General features: G+C 72.6%; 19 protein-coding genes. 4 read left to right on the top strand and 15 right to left on the bottom strand.

Annotated features, from left to right (window positions below; genetic code table 11):
- Positions 1-33: 33 nt before the first annotated feature.
- Positions 34-438, top strand: a complete 405-nt coding sequence (locus OG490_RS33745; RefSeq protein WP_330300072.1) for a hypothetical protein — start codon at positions 34-36, stop codon at positions 436-438.
- 13 nt (positions 439-451) lie between these two features.
- On the opposite strand, the gene OG490_RS33740 is transcribed toward OG490_RS33745, so the two are convergent.
- The 3 genes from OG490_RS33740 to OG490_RS33730 form a co-directional block, all read right to left on the bottom strand.
- A complete protein-coding gene (locus OG490_RS33740; RefSeq protein WP_330300071.1) occupies positions 452-712 on the bottom strand; it encodes a DUF6158 family protein in 261 nt (86 codons plus the stop codon).
- Positions 713-806: 94 nt separating this feature from the next.
- On the bottom strand, positions 807-1709 hold the full coding sequence (locus OG490_RS33735) for a LysR family transcriptional regulator (RefSeq protein WP_330300070.1): 903 nt from the start codon (positions 1707-1709) through the stop codon (positions 807-809).
- A gap of 188 nt (positions 1710-1897) precedes the next feature.
- Positions 1898-2473: a hypothetical protein gene (locus OG490_RS33730; protein ID WP_330300069.1), complete on the bottom strand. Its 576-nt coding sequence runs from the start codon at positions 2471-2473 to the stop codon at positions 1898-1900.
- Between the two features lie 241 nt (positions 2474-2714).
- On the opposite strand from OG490_RS33730, the gene OG490_RS33725 reads away from it, so the two are divergent.
- A complete protein-coding gene (locus OG490_RS33725; RefSeq protein ID WP_330300068.1) occupies positions 2715-3644 on the top strand; it encodes a hypothetical protein in 930 nt (309 codons plus the stop codon).
- A gap of 11 nt (positions 3645-3655) precedes the next feature.
- On the opposite strand, the gene OG490_RS33720 is transcribed toward OG490_RS33725, so the two are convergent.
- From OG490_RS33720 to OG490_RS33685, 8 genes are all read right to left on the bottom strand, one after another.
- On the bottom strand, positions 3656-4549 hold the full coding sequence (locus tag OG490_RS33720; RefSeq protein WP_330300067.1) for an aminoglycoside phosphotransferase family protein: 894 nt from the start codon (positions 4547-4549) through the stop codon (positions 3656-3658).
- Positions 4550-4710: 161 nt separating this feature from the next.
- Positions 4711-7911 carry a TIM-barrel domain-containing protein gene (locus OG490_RS33715; RefSeq protein ID WP_330300066.1) on the bottom strand — a complete coding sequence of 1067 codons (3201 nt, stop codon included), beginning with the start codon at positions 7909-7911 and terminating at the stop codon, positions 4711-4713.
- A 131-nt stretch (positions 7912-8042) separates the two neighbouring features.
- On the bottom strand, positions 8043-9536 hold the full coding sequence (locus OG490_RS33710) for a hypothetical protein (RefSeq protein ID WP_330300065.1): 1494 nt from the start codon (positions 9534-9536) through the stop codon (positions 8043-8045).
- A gap of 24 nt (positions 9537-9560) precedes the next feature.
- Positions 9561-10778, bottom strand: a complete 1218-nt coding sequence (locus tag OG490_RS33705; protein ID WP_330300064.1) for a cytochrome P450 — start codon at positions 10776-10778, stop codon at positions 9561-9563.
- Positions 10779-10838: 60 nt separating this feature from the next.
- A complete protein-coding gene (locus OG490_RS33700) occupies positions 10839-11492 on the bottom strand; it encodes a TetR/AcrR family transcriptional regulator (RefSeq protein ID WP_330300063.1) in 654 nt (217 codons plus the stop codon).
- 54 nt (positions 11493-11546) lie between these two features.
- The gene (locus tag OG490_RS33695) at positions 11547-11798 is read right to left on the bottom strand and encodes a hypothetical protein (protein WP_330300062.1); all 252 of its coding nucleotides are present in this window, start codon (positions 11796-11798) and stop codon (positions 11547-11549) included.
- 163 nt (positions 11799-11961) lie between these two features.
- Complete coding sequence (locus OG490_RS33690; protein WP_330300061.1) at positions 11962-12639, bottom strand: response regulator transcription factor; 678 nt, start codon at positions 12637-12639, stop codon at positions 11962-11964.
- On the bottom strand, positions 12636-13859 hold the full coding sequence (locus tag OG490_RS33685; RefSeq protein ID WP_330300060.1) for a sensor histidine kinase: 1224 nt from the start codon (positions 13857-13859) through the stop codon (positions 12636-12638). The genes OG490_RS33690 and OG490_RS33685 overlap by 4 nt, the downstream gene beginning before the upstream one ends.
- Before the next feature lie 303 nt (positions 13860-14162).
- On the opposite strand from OG490_RS33685, the gene OG490_RS33680 reads away from it, so the two are divergent.
- Positions 14163-16370: an MMPL family transporter gene (locus OG490_RS33680; RefSeq protein WP_330300059.1), complete on the top strand. Its 2208-nt coding sequence runs from the start codon at positions 14163-14165 to the stop codon at positions 16368-16370.
- Between the two features lie 75 nt (positions 16371-16445).
- On the opposite strand, the gene OG490_RS33675 is transcribed toward OG490_RS33680, so the two are convergent.
- From OG490_RS33675 to OG490_RS33665, 3 genes are all read right to left on the bottom strand, one after another.
- Positions 16446-18251 (bottom strand): ABC transporter permease/substrate binding protein, encoded by a 1806-nt coding sequence (locus OG490_RS33675; protein ID WP_330300058.1) that lies wholly within the window; start codon positions 18249-18251, stop codon positions 16446-16448.
- Positions 18251-19324: a quaternary amine ABC transporter ATP-binding protein gene (locus tag OG490_RS33670; RefSeq protein WP_330300057.1), complete on the bottom strand. Its 1074-nt coding sequence runs from the start codon at positions 19322-19324 to the stop codon at positions 18251-18253. The genes OG490_RS33675 and OG490_RS33670 overlap by 1 nt, the downstream gene beginning before the upstream one ends.
- A 182-nt stretch (positions 19325-19506) precedes the next feature.
- Positions 19507-20535 carry a SigB/SigF/SigG family RNA polymerase sigma factor gene (locus OG490_RS33665; RefSeq protein WP_330300056.1) on the bottom strand — a complete coding sequence of 343 codons (1029 nt, stop codon included), beginning with the start codon at positions 20533-20535 and terminating at the stop codon, positions 19507-19509.
- Between the two features lie 427 nt (positions 20536-20962).
- Here OG490_RS33665 and OG490_RS33660 point away from each other — a divergent pair, with 427 nt between their 5' ends.
- The gene (locus OG490_RS33660; RefSeq protein WP_330300055.1) at positions 20963-22543 is read left to right on the top strand and encodes a S8 family peptidase; all 1581 of its coding nucleotides are present in this window, start codon (positions 20963-20965) and stop codon (positions 22541-22543) included.
- Positions 22544-22616: 73 nt separating this feature from the next.
- Here OG490_RS33660 and OG490_RS33655 read toward each other — a convergent pair whose 3' ends face one another.
- Entirely contained in the window at positions 22617-24080 is a 1464-nt protein-coding gene (locus OG490_RS33655; protein WP_330300054.1) for a cellulose binding domain-containing protein, read from the bottom strand.
- Between the last annotated feature and the right edge of the window lie 6 nt (positions 24081-24086).

The raw sequence follows: 24086 nt of genomic DNA, 5'->3' as shown, positions 1-24086 counted from the left end.
GCATGGATGCCCGCTGTCCGGCATGCTCGGCGGATGCGCGTGGAATTGATCGACATCTCGCACCGGCCGCCCGGCCACCCGTGCCTGGCCCGCGTCCGGACCCCGCTCGGGGAGGTCACCGTCGGCTGGGCCGGGGATCCGGCGGCGGAGCCCGGCGCCCACTACGTCGAATGGACCGTCGACGAGGACCTCGCCTGGGGACGGAACGCCGAGGCCGCGGGCCCGGAGGGCGCACCGGAAGTGCGGGACGGCGGGGACGGCGCCGTGGTCCTGCGGGGGTGGCTGGACATCGAGGAGGACGGGGTCCTCGTGCTGCGGCTCGGGGAGGACCTCGTCCTGCTGGAGGCGGCCGGGCCCGTGCCCGAGGGGGGCGTGCCCGGCTGGGTGCGGCTGCGCCTGGACCGCGGGCGGGTCGCGCTCTACCCGTATGGCGTCTGACCTGGGAGTCCGGTCAGCCCTGCTCGTCGGTCGACGTGCGCGCACGCGCTCCCGAGCGGGTGCGGCCGGGGGTCTGGGCCCGCTCCGGGTGGCGGCGTAGGTACTCGCCCTCCAGCTCGTCCATCCGCTGGGTGTGGGTGACCAGCGCCTCGTCCGACCCGTGCAGCAGCGTCTCGTGGCGCGTGCGGTGGATGGCTTCGAGCTCCTTCATCAGGCGGCCCTCTTCCAGCCTGCCCGCCGACGGCCCGCCTTCGCGCGCCTCCTGCTCCGCCATGACAGGTCACCTCTTCCTCGGCCGGGCCGGGCGCACCGCCCGGCCGTCCTCACTCCATCATCGCGGAATCGAACGCGTCACGCTCAGAGACGGCCTACGGCCTGGCCCGCGCTACGCAGCTGCGCGCCACCTCGTCGGCGAAGGCGCGGGCCAGCGGGGTGAGGGAGGACCAGCGGCGCACGGCCCAGCCGACCGCGAGCGGCGGCAGGGCGGGGATCGGCACGAGCCGCAGCGGCCCGTCCGTTCCGGGGACCCGCCAGCCGGGCAGGGCGGGTACGACCGCGTGCCCCAGACCCAGTTCGGCGAGGAGCAGCGCGGTGTCCCAGTCGGCGACGCTGGTGTCGGAGCTGATCCGGATGCCCGCTTCGGCGAGGGCTCCGTCGAGGTGGGCGCGGGAGGTGGAGTTCTCGGGCAGTCGGATGTGGCGGATGGAAACGAGATCGGCGGGTTCCAGGCGGGTGCGGGCGGCGAGGGGGTCCTCGGCGCCGACCGCGAGGACCCAGGGCAGCCGCAGGACAGGGCGTTGCTCGATGCCGCGCACGGGGCTGCCGATGGTGATCCAGGCGAGGTCGAGGTCGTCCGCGGCCAGGGCGTCGAAGCAGCTGCGGCTGGAGTTCTCGGTCTGGAACTCCAGGCTGGCCCGGGGGTGTTCGCGGCGGAAGGCGACGACGGCCTCGGCCATGAAGTGCCGGACTGTGGTGGCGCCGGTGGTGACGCGGACCGATCCGCCGTCGCCGCGCACGAGGGTGTCGAGCCGGCGCAGGGCCCCGTCCAGCCCGGCCAGGCCGTCGGCCGCGGCCGCCTGGAGGATCCGCCCCGCCTCGGTGGGCAGGACACCGCGCGGGTGGCGCTCCAGGAGCACGGCGCCGGTCTCCTTCTCCAGGCGGCGGATGTGCTGGCTGACGGCGGACTGGGTGCGGCCGAGGTCGCGGGCGACGGCGCTGAGGCTGCCGGTCCGGCAGACGGCGACGAAGACGCGGAGATCATCGAGGGTCACAACCCCCAAGATAAAGCTGGGGAGTCGGGAGGAAAACGGAGGATTGACTTGGACTTCCGGCTGCCCGACGATCAGTTCACGGCCCAGGGCGGCAACCCGTCCCCGCCATCGCGAGGGAGGGAACGGGTGCCGACCCGCCGGCGTCCGCTCCGGCGCACGAGGCACCTGGAAGAGCCGTACGGGAGCGGCTACGGCGTTCCGTGGCTCCGGCGCAGGAAGTATGCCCGGGTCACCACCGCCAGCAACGGCCCCCACGCGAGTACGGGGACGTAGCAGGCCCACAGCGCCCAGGCGCCGGGACCGCTGGTCGGGAAGGCCTCGCCGTCGTTGTTCAGCGGCGGAACGAAGTGGAAGAAGTAGTTCAGGGTCGCGTACGCGCCCAGCGCCGTAGCCAGGAAAGCGCCGATCGAGGCCGGGACGACGGCCGCACGGACCGGTACCACCCGGCCACCGGCGAACGGCACCCAGCCGGGCAGCCGTTCGCCCCACGGCCGGACCAGCCCCAGGGTGAGCAGGGCGAGGCACTCGGCGATCAGCGAGAGCGACAGGACGTACGCCCGCTCCCCCGGCAGCCACGCGTGGCCCGCGTACCAGTCGGGCCGGCCCGCCACGAGGGCTACGCGCCACAGCCCCGACGGCAGGGCGCACAACGGGACCGCATGTGCCGCCCACTTGATGCCGCGCGGCACTTCGGGCGCGGCCCCCGCCGGGTCCCCGCCCTCGTGGACACCGGTCCCGGCCGACGTGACAGTGGTGGCGTCCATCGCGGTCTTCCCTTCACCTGGATGCGGACCGGCAGGCCCGGAGCTCCTGCACGCCATCCTCGAGCCGCGCCCCCTCGCCGCGCCTCCGTCTGAAGTCCCCACCCCTCTCCCCCGGTTGGGGGAAGGGCCGGGACGTCCGGGCGGGGCTTGAGCCCTGCCGCCGGCCGAAAACCCCTTGCTCCCGTGTCCCCCGCCTTGGTGGGATACGGGGGCTTCGACGGCGGGAGGGGACGGTTTGGCGGTGTTCGGGTGTGCGGGCTGCGGTGCGGTGCTGACGGCGCCGGTGTCGGAGGTGGCCTGGCCGATCCACTGGGCCGACACCCACTGGGAGAGGCTGCACCCGCCACTGCTGGAGGCCGGGTCCTACTCCGTCGACCCCGCGCCGTTCCGCGTACTGCCCAACAGCCCGTCGGAGAGCGTCCTCCTCGCGCCCGGCGACATGCGCGGCACCGGGCTGATCCTGGATCGGGCCGGGGGCTACTGCAGGGGGATCGACGGGAGCGACGGACCGAACCTGGCCTGTCTGGCCTGCGGTCTGGCTTTGGGAACGAGGATCGACGATTGCGGGTACTGGCAGGTTGTCCGGCTCGTCCCGGAGGCGGTGGTCCGGCTGCCCGGCCCGCCGGAGCGGCCGGTCATGGATTGGGCGCAGCTGGTCGCCACCGGCACGCTGTCACACCGGCTGGACGAGTTCCGGGACATCCCGGCGGGCGTGGCCCTCGCCCAGGTGGTGGTGGCCGCCGGGGGCGCACCGGTCGAGGTGGCGCCCGGACCGGTCGCGGAGCTCCTCGGCCGGGCGCTCGCCGCGCTGCTGCCCACCGGGGACGGTGCGAAGCGGCTGGACCTGGCGGGCCCGGGGTTCGGTGAGCCGGCCGCCGACCTGGTGCTCGTGCCGGTCCATCCGCAGACCGGAGACATGTGGCAGCCGCGCGCCGGGGCCGTGCCGGTCCCCATGGATGCCACGCTCTGGGCCGAGCTCGCCTTCCCGCCGCACCGGACCCGGCTGCCGGTGGTCGGCGGGTTGCCGGCAGGTGTGGAGCGGGACGACCCGCTGCCGCCGCACCCCTGCTACCCGTTCCAGCCGTCCCCGGAGGCCTTCAGGAACACACTGGCGCGCATGCCCGCCTTCAGGGAACCGTGGCTGCGGGCGATCTACGACCGCGGGTGCTGACCTGTCACCGGCTACTGGTCAGTGAGGGTCTCGGTGATGACGTGGCGGGCGGTCGACGCCATCGTGGGGTTCGTGTTCCGGTAGTAGTCCAGCTCCATCAGTGCGATCGACAGGGCCCAGCCGCGGGCTCGCGCCCACATTCCGTCGTCGGTGGCCAGAGCAGCGCGGAAGACGGGCCGGGCGGCGGACGGGAGGACGTACCAGGCCGGGATCAGGTCGACGGCGGGGTCGCCGAGGCCGGCGCAGCCGAAGTCGATGACGGCGGCGAGCCGTCCGTCGGCGAGGAGCATGTTCCCGGGCTGCAGGTCGGCGTGGATCCACACCGGCGGGCCGGGCCGCGCGGGGGCCCGTAGGGCGGTGTCCCATACGGTGCTCACCGCGGCGGCGTCGATTTCGCCGAGCGCGGCCAGGCCCGCGATCGCGGCGCGGACGTCGGTGTCCCGCGCCGCCAGGGTTTCGCTGCGGTACGAGGGCGGGGCGTCGGTCGGGTCGACTCCGCGCAGGGAGAGCACGAACCGTGCCAGGTCCGCCGCGAGCCGCTCGGGCTCGTCGATCCGCCCGGCGACGGGGATTGCGCCCGAGAGCCAGCGGAAGACGGACCAGGGCCACGGGTACCCGTTGCCCGGCCGGCCCTCGGTGAGCGGTTCGGGGACGGCGACCGCGAGCGCCGGGGCCAGCCGCCGCAGCCACACGTGTTCCGCGACCACGTCCTGGGCGGCCCCGGCCGTACGGGGGAGCCGTACCACCATGTCCTCGCCCAGCCGGTACATGGCGTTCTGTGTTCCGGCGGAGTCGACGCGCTCGACGGGCAGTTGCGCCCACCGGGGGAACTGGGCGGCGATCAGTCGGCGCACGAGTGCCGTGTCGATGTCCGGTTCGCCGTCGTGCATCTTTCCTGCGGGCATGAGTACTTTCCTCACCATCCTGGACGGTCCGGGGTTGCGGCGTCCCACTCAGCGGCGTCCAACCTATAGGCCGGGGGCCGCAGGACGATCACCGGACCGGCCGAGCCCGGCCCGGCGGGGTGCCGGGCCGGGCTCGGGAGCGGTGCGTCCTCGGGGTCGGATCAGGGGGTGAAGGTCCAGCGTTGGGCCGCGGTGGTGGCGCAGGCGACCCGGGTCGTCCTGGTGCCGTTGGCCGTGGCGGAGCCGGCCGGGGTCAGGCATTGGCCGGCGTTGCGCAGGCTGCCGTCCGGGCCGGTCTGCCAGGTCTGGCCGGAGCTGCCGTTGCAGGTCTGGACGGCGACGGCCGAGGCGGTGGCGGCGTCCAGGCAGACTCCGTTCAGGCCGGTCAGGCGGCCGTCGCTCTGCAGGGTCCAGCGCTGGTTGGGGCCTCCGTGGCAGCTGTAGAGGGTGGGTTGGGTGCCCGGGGTGGTGGCGCTGCCGGGGAGGTCGAGGCAGGTCGCGGATGCTCCGTTGACCAGGGTGGCGTCGGCCGGCAGTGGGGTGGAGCGGCCGGTGAGGGTGATCTCAGCGGCGCTGGTCCAGGGACCGCGCCCGCCGGCCTCGGTCAGGGCCTTCAGCCGGAGGTAGCGGCCCGTCTTCGCCGACAGGGACACCGATTTGAGGGCCGAGGTGTCGGCGAAGGTGCCGGTGGCCACCGCGGAACCCCAGTCGGTGGTGGTGTCCGAGACGTACACCTCGTAGCCGCCGATCCGTCCGTTGACCCCGCCGTCCTGGCGGGGCAGGTAGCCGAGGCCGTCCACGGTGTAGCGGGCGCCGAGGTCGATCTGGATCTCGTGCGGCAGCGGGGCCGCGGTCCCGCCGGACCAGGCGGTGTGCCAGATGGTCGCGGGGTTGCCGTCGAAGGCGTTGCGGGCGGCGCCGTTCTCGCCGCTGGTCTCCTGGCTGTCGGCGGAGACCAGGGTCCAGGCCGACTGCGGGACGGGGTTGGAGGTGGCCGGGACGGGGTCGGCCGCCGGGATGGAGGTGCCGGTGGCCGAGACGCTGAACGCGCCCGACTTCGTACCCGTCTTGGTCCACAGGATGCCGCCGCGGTCCGCGGCGTCGAAGAACCAGCCGGTGGTGGCGGTGTCGTAGGCGGCCTTGGTGGTCAGCCGGGTGAGGGCTGAGCCGTCCACGGTGACCGTGCCGGGGGCGGTGGCCACGTGGAGGGTGAACTCGTAGCCGCGGGAGGCCGGCTTGCCGGTGTAACTGCCGTTCTGGGCGCCCACGTTGACGGTGACCGCGCCGGATCCGGTGGTGGGGGCCGTGACGTCGACCTGCTGGCGGGCGAAGGCGCCCGACTGGTAGGCGCGGGTCGTGCCGTCGTCCTCGTAGAGGCTGAAGGAGGAGTTCCCGCGCGGGTGGATGTCGTAGGTGAGGGTGGAGAGGGGCTTCTCCCCCGTGTAGTTCATCTGCGGCCACATCGGGACGATGGCGCCGCCCTTGACGAAGAGCGGCAGGGTGTCGAGGGGGGCCTGGTAGCCGTTGAGCCAGCCCGGTCCGGCGTACGTCTTGCCCGTCCAGTAGTCCGTCCAGGTGCCGGCGGGGAGGTAGATGCCGTCCCGGACGGAGGTGTCGGAGACCACCGGCGCGACGAGGAAGGAGTCGCCGGCCATGAACTGGCCACTGGTCAGGTTGCCGCGTGCCACCGGGTCTTCGGGGTATTCGAGCACCATGGCGCGGGTGCTCGGGACGCCGGTCTCGTTCGCGGTCCGGCTCATCGTGTACAGGTACGGCATCAGCCGCATCTTCAGCTGGAGGTACTTGCGGTTGATGGAGAGGTACGGCTCCGCGAACCGCCAGGGCTGCTTGTCCTGGTAACCCGCGCTCGGGCCGGTCGCGCCCCAGCCGGACATGGTCATGAACGCCGGGGTGAAGGCCTTCCACTGCAGGTCGCGGGCGTACGTCTTGGGGCTGCCGGCGAAGATTCCGTCGACGTCCCCGGAGGCGTAGTTGAGGCCGGACAGTCCGGCCCCCGCGATGGCGGGGACGTGCCAGCGCATGTCGTCCCAGGTGCCGTTGGTGTCACCGGTCCAGACGACGGCGTTGCGCTGGGTGCCGGCCCAGCCGTCGACGGTCCATACGTAGCGGCGGGCGTCGGAGTTCTTCTCGATGCCGTCCACGGCCTGCTGGACTCCGGTGAACGCCGTCTTGTAGCCACCGCCGATCCAGGCGACGTCCGTCTTGACTCCCCGGGAACCGGCCACCCCCACCTCGTCGTTGATGGAGCCGAGACCGGTGGAGGTCCACAGGCCGGTCTGGAAGCCCTTCGCCTTGAGCGCGTCGACCGTGGACTTCAGGGGCGCGGTGTAGCCGCAGCCGTAGCCGTCGTTGGGCAGGAACCAGCCCGAGGGCATGTCGGCGACGCGAGCGTCGGTGGCGTAGCCGACCACGTCCGGGGTGGTCTGGTGGCGGAGGCGGTTGTGGTCGCCCTGGTAGGTCGGGTTGGAGGCGTTGAAGCAGTCGGCGTTGCCGAGCTCGAAGCCCCACTGCGGGGCCATGAAGGGCTTGCCGCTCACGTCCGTGTAGGCGTCGAGGACGGTTTTGAGGGAATCGCCGGTGAAGTACCAGGCGTCGAAGCGCTTCTCGTCATGGGTGAGGGTGGTGGGGGCGTTGAATCCGTACGAGCCCGGGGCCCAGGTGTTGCGCATCACGCCGTAGCCGTTGGTCGACATGTAGAACGGCGCCGGGCTGGCGTTGTTGTTCTCGCGCCACTTGTTGTCGACGGCCACCGGCACGGTCTTGCCGCGCAGCGCCCATTCGCCGAGCCGCAGGCCGGTTCCGTAGAACTGCTCGTCGGTGCCGCGCGCGAGGTACTGGGTGGTCTGGGAGCTGGTCCAGGAGGTGGGCTGGGTTTCCTGCCAGACCAGGGTGGCGTTGTCGGCCCGGTAGACGGAGAACTGCAGCGGGCTCTTGTTGACCCGGATCGACAGGGAGCCGGTGGTGATCCGGTAGTACGTGCCCGCATCCGTCCAACTCGCGGTCACGGAGCCGAAGTCGGTGGTGGGGGCGAGGTCGGTGCCGGCCGGGTCGTTGGTGAAGGCGCCGTCGGGAGAGAGCCAGAGCCGGAAGATGTCGGCACGGGCGACGACCACGCGGGCCTTGGCGCCACTGGAGGTGGTGGCGGTGAAGGTGTTCCCGGACTGCGCGAAGCCGGTGACGTTGCCCGCCGTGGCGGGGGCCGGGGCCGTGACGGCCGCCGAGGCAGGGGCGGCTATCGGTCCGGCGGCGGCCAGTCCCGCCATGGCGAGGGCGGCGGCGAGCAGCGCGGCCGCTGGGGCGCGCCGCCTCCGTGGGCTCCTGCGGATGCTGATGAGTCTCATGGGGCGGCTCCTCGTGCGGTCCGGATCGCGGACACACCTGTTGGCATGCACCGGGCAACATAGCGCTCCGGACGCCCGAGATGAAGGAAGATGCTCGAAGTGGCTTGTCAGCGAGCATCTTTGAGCATGAGTCAGGAGGCCGCATGGGCCAACGCGTTGACCAACTCCTCCATCAGGGAAGGGTCCAGCGCCGGATTGGCCGCGGCGTGCGCGGCGAGTTCCGCGTCCTCCAGCAGCTCTACGATCCGTGCCGCGGGCAGGTTCGGATGCCGGGCCAGGGTCCTGCGGACCTCCGGGTCGGAGTCGCGCGTGAGCCGGTCGGCGAGAGCCGGAGCCAGTCCGGGATCCCGGGCCGCGAGCGCCCGTAGGGCCGGATCCTCGTGCTCCGCGTATGCGGCCAGGCCTACGGTCGGGAACTGCGGGCGGGTGAGCAGTTCGGCGCGGTCGTCGCCCGCGTACTCCAGGAAGCCGCGCAGCAGGAGCTCGGCGGGCGCGTCGGGGTGGTTCTGCGCGAGCGTGACCCGTACCCCGAGGTCCGGATCGGCGGCGAGCAGGTCGAGGAGATCGGGCGGCAGGAGCTGGTCCCCGGCCGCGCGGCGGCGCAGCAAGGGGTGGGTGGAGAGCGCGTCACGGCGGAGGGCGGCGGGGTCGCGCGGCGGGGACGGCTGGTAGGTCGGTCCGAAGTACCCGCCCTCCGGCACCTCGTAGTCAATCCCGGCGCGCTCGGACTCGGCCAGCGCGGGGTGCGTGGACAGGGTGAGGCGCACCTTCGGATCCGGGTCTACGGCGAGCGCCCGGAGCTCGGCGGCACCGAGGTCGGGGCGATGGGCGATGCGCTCGCGGACCTCGGGGTCCGGGTCGCCCGCCAGCAGGACCACCACGTCGGGCGGCAGGCTCGGGTTGCCGGCGATCATCGCCCGGTCCCCCTTGCCGACCGGGGCGGTGAGCACGGAGTCGATGACGGCGCGGGACAGGGCATCGTGCAACAGCATGCCAGTGCGGGCATGACACGAACGCTCCGGAAGCTCGCGCTGCACCCACTGCGGATCCTCGTGCCGGGCCTGCTGCTCGGCGTACTCGCGTACCTCCGGGTCCGGGTCGGCGAGCAGCGCGGCCCGCAGCTCGGCCGACAGGGAGCGCCACGAACCCACCCCCCAGAGGCGCACCTTCCGGTCCGGGTGCGTGGGCATGTCGCGGCGGAGCCCGGCGGAGATCTGGCACTCGATGCCCTGCACCATCTCCCCGTCGTACGTGTTGATGATGTGGACGACCGTCAGGTCCGGCAGCCGCGGGCGCCGTACCGTCCAGCGGTTGGGCGGCCCTCCGGCCAGGTGTCCCTTGACGACGTAATCGGGGTCGTCCACCAGCCGGGCCCGCTGCGCGGGATCGGCGTGCGGGCTGGAGGCGAAGACCGCACGCGCCCACCGGTCGGGGTGGGTGAGCAGGGCGTCCACCACCGGCACGGGAAGGTCGCGGTCACCGCACAGCGCCATCCGGGCGGCGGGCGGGCCGTCGGCGAGCAGCCGGAGCAGGAGGCCCACCGGAGCGGCCGGATTCAGCGCCAGGCCCGCCAGCCGCCGCTCGGCCGGGCCCGCCTCGTTCCAGATCTTCTCTCGTCTCCACATCCGGCCGAGCCTAGGCTGTCTCGGCTAGCCGAACCGCACAGGAAGGTACTTCACCCCGTTGATGAAGTCCGAGCGCAGCCGCCGTACCTCGCCCGCCAGGCCGAAGTCGGGATGGCGGCGGAGCAGTTCACGGACCAGGGCCTTGATCTGGGTACGGGCGAGACCAGCGCCGAGGCAGAAGTGGGGTCCGCCGCCGCCGAAGGTGACGTGGTCGTTGGGGGTGCGGCGGATGTCGAAGGCGAAGGGGTCGGCGAAGACCTCCTCGTCGCGGTTGGCGGAGGTGTAGTAGGTGACCACCTTCTGCCCGGCGGCGATGGGCTGCCCGCGCAGGACGGTGTCGCGGGTCGCGGTGCGGCGGAAGTTGTGGATCGAGCCGCCCCAGCGCAGGAACTCCTCGGTGGCCGAGGTCCACAGGAGCTCGTCCCCCGGCGCGGCGGCCAGTTCGGCGCGGGCCGCCGGATAGTCCACCAGGGCCAGCAGGGTGGCGGAGAGCAGGTTGCGGGTGGTCTCGTTGCCCGCGACGCACAGCAGCACGAAGAACATGTTGATCTCGTCCTGCGTGAGCCGGTCCCCGTCCACCTCGGCGTGGACCAGGGTGGAGAGGATGTCCTCCCGGGGGTGGGCCCGGCGTTCGGCGGCCAGTGCGTCGCAGTAGGCGTAGATCTCGGCGGCCGCGAGGTCGCTGTCGTGCTTGCCCGCCGAGAGCTCCGGATCCTGGCCGCCGGCCATGCGGTTGCTCCAGTCGAAGATCAGCCGCTCGTCGCCCTCCGGAACGCCGACCATTTCGCAGATCGTCTGGATCGGCAGCCAGGCGGCGATCTCGGCGACGAAGTCCATGTCCCGGCCCGGGGTGACCGCGCGCTCCACCAGAGCCACCGCGCGCTCCTGGATCCGGGCCGCGAGCCTTCGTACCACCCGGGGCGTGAAACCCGCACTGACCAGGGAGCGGTACCGGGAGTGGCGCGGGGCGTCCATGCCGAGCAGCACCAGGCGCAGGGTCTCCAGGGACTCGGGGCTCTGGTCGCGGATCATGAACGAGCCGAGTTCGGTGGACCAGAGCTCGGGGTCGCGGCTGACGGCCTTGACGTCGGCGTGGCGGGTGACGGCGTAGAAGCCGTCGTGGCGGCCGGGTACTTCGTGCCAGTGGACCGGGTCCTCGCGGCGCAGCCGGGTGAACTGCGCGTGCGGGACCTCGCGGGCCCAGGTGTCCTCGAGGAGGTCTATGTCGCCGGTGGGGAGCACGGGTGGTTCCCTTCGTCCGAGCAGTGGGAGTGTTCCTGGACGTACGGGTCCGGGTCCGGGTCAGCCGAGGCCGGGGCCGGAGCCGGAGCCGAGGCCGAGGAGGGCGCCGAGGGCTTCGACGACGAGGGCGTCGGGGATGCCCTTCGGATCGAGCCGGTGCTGCATGGCCAGTCCGAGGAGGAGGCCGAGGACCAGGGCGCCGGTCTCCTCGGGCGGTCTGGTGAGAGGGGTGCCGGTGGCCTCCGCCCAGTCGGCGAGCCCTTCGCCGAGGCGGGCGCGGACCTCGGCGTAGCGCTGGGCGAGGGGGCCGCCGATGAGGGGGCCCCGGGCAGCGTGCAGCCACAGCTCCGTCTCCAGCAGGAGCCAGGAGTCCCCGCGGTCGGGGTGCGGGCGGGTGAGGCTCCCCCACATCGCGGAGAAGTGCACGGCGGGGTCGGCGGGGCCGGCGGCCGCGATCTCGGCGGCCAGTTCCTCGGCGGTGCGTTCCTTCCACACCTCCAGGAGCGCGAGGAGCAGGCCCTCCTTGCCGCCGAAGTGGCTGTAGAGCGCGCCTGTGGTACGGCCGGCCGCTTCGGCGACGGCCTCGGCGGAGACGGCGTGGAACCCCTTGCGGGCGAAGAGTTCGGCGGCCGCGTCGATCAGGCGCGAGCGGGTTTCGCTCTTGCGGTCAGCCTGGGGCTTGCGTGGCGCATGCGGTGCTCGGTCGGGTGTCACCGGGCCTCCGGCCCTCCGGGAAGTTATATCGGGCTTCCGATATAACTTCCTCTCTCACCGACAGCCTGTCAATCGCCCCGCGTCATGCGCGGCCCCGTCGACCGGCCCCACCGCCAGGATCGGCGCCGCCGGTGACGTGTGCCGGTGACCGCAGGGGTCGAACACCAGGACCACCGGCTGTCCCGGACGCTGACGCCAGGAGATCCGCTCCGGGGCTCCGTCGCACACCGGACAGGACGGCAGCGGGCTGTGCTCCGGACGGCACTCGGGGGCGGCCGCGAGCGGCGTGGAGTGCGGATCGCGCATGGAGGCTCCCTGGTCTTGCGGTTGGGCTGCTCGCACTGTGCCATGGACAGGCCCCTGTCCGCACCGGTGAAATTTCCGGCATTTTGGCTGGTCAGAGATGTGCACCCGGGGCCGCACCCGGCCCCACCGGGTCTTCTCCCCTTCTCCTGCGGCTACTTGGCGCTCAGCCCGGCCCGTTCTCCACCGCCACCAGGCCCGATTCATAGGCGGAGATGACCGCCTGCGCCCGGTCCCGTACGCCCAGCTTGCCGAAGATGCCGGTGATGTGGTTCTTGACCGTGGAGATGCTGATGTCCAGGTCTGCGGCGATCTCGGCGTTGTCGCGGCCGGTGGCCAGCAGGTGCCAGATCTCCCGCTCCCGGGGGGTCAGTCCGGCGAGGAGTGCGGCGCCCTCCGGGGTCTGGCGGGCCGGCCGCGCGGGGGCCCGTACGAAGGTGGAGATCAGCCGCGTGAGCAGGCGCGGAGCGACCGCGGCCTCGCCGGTGTGGACGGTGCGGATCGCGGCGATCAGCTCCTCCGGCGAGACGTCCTTCGGGAGGAACCCGTAGGCCCCGGCGCGCAGGGCCTCGACCACGTACTCGTCCATGTCGAAGGTGCTCAGGGCCAGGACCCGGCACTGCGGTACCAGCCGGGCCAGTTCCGCGGTGGCCCCGACCCCGTCGAGGACCGGCATCCGGATGTCCATGACGACCACGTCCGGGCGCAGCCGGTCCGCCAGGGCCACGGCCTCGGCGCCGTCGCCGGCCTCCCCGACCACCTCGAACTCCGGGTCGGGGCCCAGGATCAGGGCCAGACCCCGTCGGACGAGCGGCTGGTCGTCGGCGATGAGCACGCGGATCATCCGTGTTCCACCTCTCCCTCTCCTCCGGGCACGCCGATCACCGGATCCGAGGGCACCGGGAGGCGCGCCGCCACCCGGAACCCGCCCCCGCGCAGGGCGGCGGCCTCCAGGGTGCCGCCCTGCAGGGCGGCCCGTTCACGCATACCGATCAGACCGTACCCGGAGCGCGGCGCCGACCGCGAAGGCTCCGGCCGGTGCCCGCCGTCGGCGCGGCCGGAGCCGGTCCCGTCGTCGGTGATCTCCACCGTCACCTCGTGGGGACGGTAGGTGAGCCTTACGTCGGCCCGTGCCTGTCCGGCGTGCTTGCGGATGTTGGTCAAGGACTCCTGCACGATCCGGAAGACCGTCAGTCCGAGCGCGGGCGGCAGCGGGCGGACCGGCCCGGCGACGGTGAACGCGGTTTCCGTTCCGGCCAGCCGGGACTCGGCGACGATCCGGTCGAGGTCCGCGGTCCCGGGCTGCGGGGCCGCCGGCCCCCGCTCCGGTTCCGGCTCCTCCCCGGTCCGCAGCACGTCGAGCAGCTGCCGCATCTCGCGCAGTGCCATGCGCCCGGAGCCCTCCAGGGTGACCAGGGCTTCTCGGGCCGCCTCGGGGTCGTGCACGAGGTTGGCCCGCGCTCCGCCGGCCATCAGCTGCATGGCCGTGACGTGGTGGGCCACGATGTCGTGCAGCTCCCGGGCGATGCGGCGGCGTTCTTCGACCACGGCCCGTTCGGCGAGCAGGGTGCGGTTGGCGTCGACCTCCTGCTGCCAGCGGTTCATCGCGATGCCGGCGCCCGCGGCGAGGACGGCCGCGAGCGTGTTGCTGAGCAGCCCCCACCCGGTCTGCGCCCAGTCGCCGCTCCGCCCGACGAACGCCAGCGGTACGGTCACCAGTGCGGCCAGCGCGGTGACTCCCGGGCCCCTGATCCTGCCCACCGAGTACACGGCGATGGCCAGTCCCGCGGTGAAGTGCGTACCGAGCGGGGTGGTCAGGTTCACGGCGCCGTCGAGGAGCACGACGACGGCCAGCACGGCCACGGGGTGGCGCCGCCGGGCGAGCAGGCAGAACGCGGCGAGGACCACCAGGGCCAGCGCGGAGACCTCCAGGGGCCGACCGCTGTCGGTGGTCCCCAGGGAGTAGCCGAACAGGTCCACGGCGGCGGCCCCGATGGCCACCAGGGCGTCGTTGCGGGTCCAGCCGAAGGCGCCCGCCCCGTCCCCTCTGTCGACTGTCGCCATGACGGCCGGTCCTCCCTCGTGTCCGGCTCCGCCCGATCCCTTCCGGTGCGCGCCACAGGTTCCGTACGCAGCTTCGTACGGGGCTTCGTACGAAGCTCCGGGGTCAAGTCTCCCATCGGGCGCGACCCGCGCCGCAGGCCCTGAGGAGGACCCCCGACCAGGACCGGAGTCCTGGTCGGGGCCCGGGCCGGGCCCCGGGTCCGGGCGGCGGATCCTCCCCTGTCCCGACGTCGCGGCGCGCTGCCGGTGATGGGCTGGAGAGCAGCCGGGAACCCCCGGCGCCGCCCCGCTACGGAGGTCCCCTTGATCCGCGCCCTGACCGGCTTCGCCACCCGGAGTCCATGGAAGGTCATCGCCCTGTGGGCGGTGCTGGGCATAGCCCTGACCATCCTCGGCCAGGCCCTCGTCTTCCGGGCCACCCAGGCCCAGACGGCCGGGTTCCTGCCCGACTCCTACGATTCGGCGGCCGCGCTGAAGGTCGCCGAGGAGCACTTCGGGGTGGACCCCGACGCCAATCCGCTGACCGTACTGGTGGCCCGCGCCGACGGCCTGCCGCTGACCGACGCGGACGAGCGGCGGATCGACGCCGACGCCGCGCGGCTGGCCCGGGAGCGGGTGGTGATGCCCAGGACGAAGGACACGATGCCCTTCACCCAGGACCGGTCCCAGATCCCCCTGGTCGCCCCGGCCATGACCGCTCCCGACCGGACCTTCCGGCTGCTGTCGGTGGAGCTGGACGGAAATCCCACCGACCCGGGGATGCAGGACCTCTACCGGGCCTTCCGGGACCACACCCGGGCCGAGTTCGAGCAGTCCGGGATGCGGACCGGCTTCACGGGCGGGCTGGCCGACAGCGTGGACACCGCCGACGGGTCGAAGACCCGCTCGATGATCGTGGGCCTCGCCATGGTCGGGGTGATCGTGCTGCTGCACGTGCTGGTGTTCCGCAGCTTCCTGGCCGCGCTGCTGCCGCTCTTCTCCGTCGTCATCATCGGCGGAGCGGCGTCCGGGGTCGTGGTCTCCGGGGCCATGCTGACCGGGATCGAACTCGATCCGTCCACACCGCAGTTGATCAGCGTGGTGCTGGTGGGCATCGGGATCGACTACTTCCTCTTCCTGTTGTTCCGCTTCCGCGAGCAACTGCGCACGCATCCCGGGCAGTCCGGCCGGTCCGCCGCGGCCGAGGTCGCGGGCCGGGTGGGTACGGCCATCACCTGCGCGGCGCTGACCATCGTCGCCGCGTTCTCCACCCTCGGGGTGGCCGCCTTCGGCCAGTTCCGGGTGCTCGGCCCGGCGATCGCCCTGTCCGTACTGGTGATGCTGCTCGGCAGCCTGACCCTGATGCCGGCCATCCTGGCCGTCACGGGGCGCAAGATGTTCTGGCCCTCGCGCGGCCTGGTCCGCAAGCCCCGTGCGGGGTCGGCCGCGCGGATGGGAGACCGGATCGCCCGGCGGCCGCTGACCCTGGTGCTCGCCTCGGTGGCCCTGCTCGGCGCCCTGTCCGCGGGGCTGCTGGGGATGCGGACGGACTACGGGCAGAGCGGCGGCGGTACGGGCACGGCCGCGTCGGCCACGGCCGCGGAGATCTCCCGGGCGCTGCCCGCCGGGGTGTCGGACCCGACCAGTGTGTTCGTCACCGCCTCCGACGGGGGCGCCTTGACCGCCGGGCGGCTCGACGGGCTGTCCCGGGCACTGGGCGCGGTCCCCGGGGTGGGCCAGGTGGCCCCGACGGTCCTCAGTGAGGACCACCGGGCGGCCCGGATCGACCTGTTCCCGACCGCCGGCCCGCACACCCAGGCGGCCCGCGACCTGGTCTCGGGGCCGATCCGCGCGGCGGTGGCCGCGCACCGGCCGGACGGCACCCGGGCTCACGTCGGGGGCACCGCGGCGGTGTTCGCGGATGTCGCGGTCGCCGTGGACAAGGACCTGAAGGTGGTCTTCCCGGTGGCTGCGGCGCTGATCGCGCTGATCCTGCTGGTGCTGCTGCGGAGCCTGCTGGCGCCGCTGGTGCTGATGGTGGCGGTCGGGCTGGGCTTCGCCGCCACGCTGGGTGCCTCGACGTTGCTGTTCCAGCACGTGCTGGACCGGCCGGGCGTGGACTTCTCGCTGCCGCTGGTGCTGTTCCTGTTCGTGGTCGCGCTGGGCACCGACTACAACATCCTGATCACTGACCGGATCAAGGAGGAGATGGAGCGGCCCGGTCCGGCCCGCGGGGCGGTGGCCCGAGCGGTCCGGCACACGGCTCCCGCCATCGCGACGGCGGGCCTGGTGCTGGCGGTGTCCTTCGGGAGCCTGGCCGCCGGGGAGGGTTCGGCCACCCGGCAGATCGGCTTCGCGACGGGGCTCGGGATCCTGCTCTCGGCCTTCGTGCTGTCGATCGTGCTGGTACCGGCCCTGGCCGCGCTGCTGGGCCGGTCCCTGTGGTGGCCGCTGCGGACCCGGCCGGCCGCCGGGCCGTCCGTGCCGGAGCGGGAGCCCGGGCGGGAGCCCGAGCGGGTGGCCACCGGCTGAGCCGCCGCCCGGCCGGTGCGGGGGCCAGCGCGCGAAGGACCTCCTACGGGCCTTCGCGCGCCGGCCCCCGCGCACTCACACCAGCTGGGCCACCTCCGGGTGGTCGGTCAGCCAGGCGCGGACGGCCTGCTGCTCCTGGCCCTTGCCGGATTCCTGGATCTTGGCCTCCAGGCCGGTCAGTTGGGCCTCGGTCAGCTTGAACGAGCGGAGCCACTCGGCGATCCGGGGCTCGTCGGCGGCGAAGCCCTTGCGGGCGATGTTGTGGATGCCGTCACCCTGGCCCCAGACGCCCTGGGGGTCCGCGAGCTTCGTCAGGTCGTAGGTGGAGTACGCCCAGTGCGGCGACCACAGCACGACCGCGACGGGCTCCTTCTTCTCGTAGGCGCGCTTGAGTTCGGCGAGCATGCCCGGGGTCGATCCGTCGACGACCTTGTACTCGCCGTCGAGGCCGTACTGCGGCAGGACCTTGTCCTTGAGGATGCCCATCGCGCCCGCGCTGGGCTCGATGCCGATGATCCGCCCCTTGAACTCCCCGCCCTTGCCCTTGAGATCGGCAAGGGTCTTGACGTCCTTCATGTAGGACGGGACGGACAGCTCGATGGAGGTGGGCCCGTACCAGGAGCCGAGGTCGTCGAGCTTGTTCCCGTACTTCTTCCAGTACTCGGCCTGCGTCACGGGCAGCCAGGAGTCGGTCTGGAAGTCGATCTGGCCGCCCGCGAGCCCGGTGAAGAGCGCTCCGAGCTCCAGCTGGCGGGCCTCGACCTTGAAGCCGCGGCGCTCCAGGAGCTCCTTCCACAGGAAGGTGGAGGCGATGCCCTCGTCCCACGGGATGTAGCCGATGCTGACCGTGCGGCCCTTGCCGATGTTCTCCGCGCCCGACCCGCCGGAGGCGCTGACCGAGGACTTCGAGGAGTCCCCGAAGACGCCGAGGCCCCCCGCGACCAGGGAGAGCACCACGGCCGAGGCGACGGCGAAGACGGGCTGCGGACGGTGGCCCCACACCTTGGCGGTGCCGGTGGCGGCGGACCGCGCCTTGGCGAGGGCGCGGCGGCCGAGCGGGGAGACGTGGCGGCCGAGCGCACCGGTCATGCGGTCCAGGTACATGGCGAGGATGACGATGGAGATGCCCGCCTCGAAGCCGAGGCCGATGTCCACGCTGCCGATGGCCCGGTAGACGGCGCCGCCGAGCCCGCCGCCGCCGACCATGCCGGCGATGACGACCATGGACAGGCCGAGCATGATGACCTGGTTGATGCCCGCCATGATGGTGGGCAGGGCCAGCGGGAGCTGGACCCGGACCAGGGTGTCGCGCGGGGTGGTGCCGAACGCGTCGGCGGCTTCGACCAGTTCGGCGTCGACCTGCCGGATGCCGAGCTCGGTCATCCGCACGCCGGGGGCCAGCGAGAAGATGATGGTGGCGATGATGCCGGGCACCACGCCCACCCCGAAGAAGATGATGCCGGGGATGAGGTAGACCATGGCCGGCATGGTCTGCATGAAGTCCAGGACGGGCTTCAGGACGGCGCTGACCCGGTCGGAGCGCGAGGCCCAGATGCCCAGCGGGATCGCGAAGAGCAGCGTGACCAGGGTGGCGACCAGGACCAGCGCGAGCGTGGACATGGCTTCGGGCCACAGCCCGACGGAGTCGACGAGCGCGAAGCCGGCGAAGGCCAGCAGCGCGGCGAGCAGTCCGCGCAGCCACCACGCCCCGACGGCGAGGATGCCGGCCAGGAGCAGCGGGGCGGGTGCGTTCAGGACGGCTTCGATGCCGTCGTAGAGCCCGGTGACGACGGTGCTGATGGCGTCGAACAGCCAGGACAGGTGGCTCTGGAGGAAGTCGACGGCGTTGTCGACCCAGGCGCCGAGGTGCAGGCGGGGCATCAGGCGGCCACCTCTTCGCAGGTCAGCGGGGAGCGTCGCTCGTCGCCGATGAGGGCGACGAGGCGGCCCTGGGCGACCTCGCCGACGACGGCGCCGTCGGCGCCGGTGACGGCCACGGGGTGCGGGACCCGGGCGCTGACGGCGCACAGGTCGGCGAGCGGGGTGTCGGCGGCCACGGTCGGGCAGCCGCAGTCCGCGTGTCCCTCGGCGGGGGCCGTCATGACGGCTCCGGCCGTCAGCACGCGCGAGCGGTCCACGTCCTGGATGAAGGAGGCGACGTAGTCGTCGGCCGGGCGGACGAGGATGTCCTCGGCCGTACCCTGCTGGACGATCCGGCCGTCGCGCATGACGGCGATGGAATCGCCCAGCCGCATGGCCTCGTTGAGGTCGTGGGTGATGAACACGATGGTTTTGCCGAGGCGTTGCTGGAGCTCGAGCAGCTGGTCCTGCATATCGCGGCGGATCAGCGGGTCGAGGGCGCTGAACGACTCGTCCATCAGCAGCAGATCGGCGTCGGTGGCCAGGGCGCGGGCCAGGCCCACGCGCTGCTGCATGCCGCCGGAGAGCTCGTCGGGCCAGGACTTCTCCCAGCCGCCGAGCCCGCACAGGGCCAGCGCTTCGGCCGCCCGCCGTTCGCGCTCGGCCCGGGGGACACCCTGGACCTCCAGGCCGTAGCCGGCGTTCTCCAGGACACTGCGGTGCGGGAACAGCGCGAAGTGCTGGAAGACCATGCTGATCTTGGTGGACCGGACCCGGCGCAGCTCGCCCGCGGACAGCGCGGTGAGGTCTTCGCCGTCGAAGAGGATGCGTCCCGCGGAGGGCTCCAGCAGTCCGTTGAGCATGCGCAGCAGCGTGGACTTGCCGGATCCCGACAGACCCATGACGACGAAGATCTGGCCGGGCTCGACGCGGAAGGACGCGTCGATCACCGCGGCGGTCGTTCCCTCGGCGCGCAGCGCCCCGCGGTCGGTGGCGCCGCTTTCGAGCGCGCGGACCGCGTTCGCGACGGCGGCGCCGTTGTCGGGGCCTGGCCCGAACACCTTGAACACGTGCTCGGCTATGAGCGTGGACACATACACCTCACGGGTAGTACCGGGAACGGCCCACCGGCGTACCTGCGGCCGGCGGGCCGTGGAGCGCGACGGGATCCACCCGTCACCCGCGCCCCGGCCCGTACCGGCCGGCGGACGGGTCCGCTCCAGCAGCGCTACTGCCCCGCCTTAACCCCTGCAAACGGTGAAGTGAGTCTTGTCACCTACGGTACGAAGCCACCCGCACCCTCGGCTGCGCCCTCCGCATCGGGTTCCGCTTGCTGCGGGGCACCGGCTTCGGACTGCTCCGGGTCTTCGAGCATGGAGGCCCGCAGGTGCGCGAGCACCCGGGTCAGGAGGCGCGAGACTTGCATCTGCGAGATCCCGAGGGCGGCTCCGATCTGGGCCTGGGTGAGCTCCTCGCCGAAGCGCATGGAGAGCATCCGGCGCTCGCGGTCGGTGAGCCGGTCCAGCAGCGGCGCCAGGGTCTGGATGTCCTCGACGCGCTCCAGCGCCGGCTCCTCGGCCCCCATCGTTTCGGCGAGCGTGTTGCCCTCGGTGCCGCCGTCGGCACGCTCGGCGTGCGGGGCGTCGAGGGAACCGCTGGTGTGGCCGTTGGCGGCGACGATGCCTTCGATGACCTCCTCCTCCGTGAGGGAGAGGTGCGCGGCGAGGTCCGCGACGGTCGGCGGCCGGTCGAGGACCGCGGTCAGCTGCTCCTTGGCCTTCGCCAGGTCGATGCGCAGCTCCTGGAGGCGGCGCGGGACCCGTACGGCCCAGGTGGTGTCCCGGAAGTGGCGCTTGATCTCGCCGGTGATGTACGGCATGGCGAGGGAGGAGAACTCGACCTCGCGGGCCGGGTCGAACCGGTCGATGGCCTTGATCAGGCCGATGGTGCCGACCTGGAGGAGGTCTTCGAGGTCCCCTCCGTCGCCGCGGCCGCGGAAGGGGCGGACGGCGAACTGGACGAGGGAGGCGTTCATCTCCACGAGCGTGTCGCGCACGTAGCGGTGCTCGGGGGTGCCTTCGTCGAGCTCCCGCAGTCTCCGGAAGAAGAGTCTCGACAGCTCGCGCGCGTCCGCTGGGGCCACCTCGCGGGGCTCCGCGATCCGGGGCAGGGGGATCGCGCAGGCGGGTCCGGCGGCCGGGGTGGCCGTGGGGGCGGCGGGTCCCGCTGCGGGTCCGGTATCGGGGCCGGCTGCGGGTCCGGTTTCGCGTCCGGCGGTATGGGAGAACTGGGCGGGCATCGGCATGGGGTCGCTCCTTGGGCTGGTCGGCTTGCGGCGCGTGACCTTGATGGTCGTCCACCCTAGCCGGTTCCGCATTCCCTTCCCCAGTCCTACGCCACCCATTCCAACCGACCGGGGCCCGGCCGCATTTGCCGCGGGACCCCGTTTCGGTTGCACATCGGACTTCCGGCCCGGAGCGCATCGGCCGTCCGGCCGAAGGCGTATCGGCCGTCCGGTCGGGCCCCTTCGACGGCGGTGGCGACGGCTCTGGCTCGGGGTCGGACGTGGCCTTGGTCACGGCCTCCGCCGCGGCGTTGGACGTGGCCTCGGTCACGGTGTTGGACGTGGCCTCGGTCACGCCCCCGTCGCCGGGTCGGACGTGGCCTCGGTCACGTCCTCGATCGCGGCTGCGCCCTTGTGGACCCGGTCCGGCACCCACGACGGTGGGCGGATGACCTCCAGACCGCACTTACGGAAATCCCGCAGCCTACGGAGCTTCGTGCTCGCCCTCGCCGGCGCGCTCGTGCTCATCGCCCCGGGCGTCGCTTCCGCCGCCGCGGCGGCCGCTCCGGCCGAGGGCGTGGTCCGCTACGCCGATGCCCGGGGCGCCGTCCCCGGCAGCTACCTCGTGGTCCTCGACCCGGCCCGCGCGAGTGCCCGTACGGCACGCGGCCGGTCGGTCGTCGAAGGGTTCGGCGGCACGATCGGGCGGACCTACGACTCCGCGCTCAACGGCTTCTCCGCCCGGATGTCACCGCGCCAGGCCCGGCGGCTCGCCGCCGACCCGGCCGTCGTCGAGGTCGTGCAGAACCGGAAGTTGAGGCTCGACGCCACCCAACCGAGCCCGCCCTCCTGGGGTGTGGACCGCATCGACCAGCGGCAGCTGCCGCTGGACGGGGGCTACACCTATCCGGACTCTGCCGGCCGGGGCGTGACCGCGTACGTCATCGACACCGGGATCAACATCACCCACCAGGACTTCGGCGGGCGCGCCTCGTACGGCTACGACGCCATCGACGACGACACCGAGGCCGATGACACGCACGGGCACGGCACGCACGTCGCCGGGACCCTCGTCGGCGCCACCTTCGGGGTGGCCAAGCAGGCGAAGGTGGTGGCCGTGCGGGTGCTCGACTGGAACGGCGAGGGCACCACGGAGCAGGTGGTCGCCGGGATCGACTGGGTGACCCGCAACGCGGTGAAGCCGGCCGTCGCGAACATGAGCCTGGGCGGCGACCCCGACGACGTGCTCGACGCGGCCGTCCGGGGTTCCATCGCCTCGGGCATCACCTACGCGGTGGCGGCGGGGAACCAGAACCTCGACGCCTCCCAGCACTCCCCCGCCCGGGTCGCGCAGGCGATCACGGTCGGCGCGGTCAACGACCACGACGCGCGGTCCTCGTACTCCAACTTCGGCCCGCTGGTGGACCTGTTCGCCCCCGGCGACTCCATCACCTCGGCGGTCTACTGGGGTGACGACTGGAGCACGGTCATGTCCGGCACCTCGATGGCGACCCCGCACGTGGCGGGCGCGGCCGCGCTGTACCTGGCGGACCACCGCACCGCCACCCCGGCGCAGGTGGCGGGTGCGCTCACCTCCTCGGCCTCCACCGGGGCGGTGCTGGGCGCCGGAACGGGCTCCCCCGACCGCTCCCTGTACGTGGGCAGCGCGCCGAACCGGGTGCCCGGCAAACGCTTCGCGAGCACTACGGACTACCCGGTCGGGGATCTGGAGACCATCGAATCCCCGATCACGGTCACCGGTGTCCCGAGCCGGGCGCCGGCCCAGCTGGGGGTGGAGCTGTACACCGTGCACCCGAACTCGGGGACCCTGCGGGTGGACCTGGTCGCGCCCGACGGGACGGTGTACCCGGTCAAGGACGAGTACACGGACTGGGGCGAGAGCGATCTCGTCGCCCTGTACACGGTGGACGCCTCCCCGGAGACGGCCAACGGGGTGTGGAAACTGCGGGTGTACGACGCCTTCGCCGGCGACACCGGCCGTCTCGACGGGTGGGCGCTGCGGTTCTGAGGCACCTGACCTCCGGGGCTTGTGACGGTGCCACGGGGGCGCGCCGCGCGGCGCGCCCCCGCTTCCGGCCGGTTCAGCCGTTGGGGACCCCGTCCTCGAAGGCCGTGCCGGCCGTGCGGTAGGCGGCCACCTTGGCGGCGACCTGGGCCGGGGTGAGGACCTGGTCCTTGACGTGCAGGACGTAGTCCACCTTCTGGTCGTAGGCGCGGGCCGTCGAACCGGGCTGGCCGTTCAGGTCGATCAGCCACTGGTTGAAGTTGATCGACATGGGCCGCTCGGGCAGGTACTTGGCGTCGTGCGTGCCGAAGACCTTGCCGTCGATGTAGTAGGTGATGGCGTTGTTGTCGATGGTGAGCACCAGATCGTGCCAGCCCGCGTAGCTGGTACGGGACTCCGTGTGCTGGTTGACCGCCTCCCACGGGTCGGGGCGGTAGGTCTCCCAGGAGGTGGTGTAGAGGATGTTCGAGGGCTCGCCCCAGCCGCCGTTGGGGAGGTACTCGAAGTCGTACTCGGCGTAGTCGTCGGCCATCGGGGCCTTGAGGTCGTTGATGGTGAAGAAGGTCTGCACGAGGTGGTCCCCGTCCGGGCCGTACTTCGGGGCGTCCGAGAACTTCACCCGGGCCGCGTAGGTGCCGTTCTTGAACTTCGTTGCCTTGGTGAGGACTTCGGTCTGCTTGGTGCTCTCGCCCGAGCCGGCGGTGGAGGTCTCCATGTTCATGATGGAGTTGCCGCCCTCGGTCGCGAAGGTGACGTTCTCCGGGGACCAGGTGGCGTTCGGGACGCCGGGGCCGCCGGAGTTGGAGCGCACGCTCCAGCCGTGGGCCGCTATCGCCGGATCGGCGGACGAGGCGTAGTCGAAGTCGTCGAAGAGCGTGGCTCCGGCCGGTCCCGGGTCGGTAGGGGTCGGGGTGGGCGTCGGATCCGTCGGGTTCGGCGTGGGGGTCGGGGTCGGGTCCGGGGTGTTGCCTCCGGGCGCGGTGCCCCAGACGGTGGACGCGCCCAGGCGGGCGGTGACCTTGCCCCAGTCCCCGTACGCGGTCCGCGTCCCGTCGAAGGAGTAGTCGTCGGACTGCCGCAGCGTCTGCCAGTCGGCGCGGTAGAAGCGCAGCTGCATGTCGCCGGTGTCGGCGCCCGGGGCGAGGGTTCCGGCGCCGCCGGTGAAGGTGATCTCCAGGTAGCGGTCCGCGGTGGCCGTCGGGGTGGCCAGGGTGCCGAAGGTTCCGGTGATGTTGGCGCAGCCCTTGACCGCCCAGGAACAGGCGTACCGGTACTGGGTGTCCGGCCCGTCGGCCTTGAAGTAGTAGCGGATCCTGACCTGGTCGAGGGAGACGGCGGCGGAGCCGTTGTTGACCACCTTGAACCAGGGCTCCGCCTGGTCGGCGGTGGCTCCGGTCGCGCTGGTGCGGTACTGGACCTTGACGGAGTCGGCCGCGGCGGTCGCGGGCAGGGCCGTCAGGGCGGCCGAGCCGAGCCCGGCGGTCAGGGCGATCGCCAGGGCCGCGACGGTACGGCGCTTGCCGGTTCGTTGGGTGCGCATGCTGCG

The organism is Streptomyces sp. NBC_00503, from assembly GCF_036346895.1.
Classification (GTDB): Bacteria; Actinomycetota; Actinomycetes; order Streptomycetales; family Streptomycetaceae; genus Streptomyces.
Note: the sequence above shows the minus strand (reverse complement) of the source record. Positions and strands in the feature narration are given on the sequence as shown.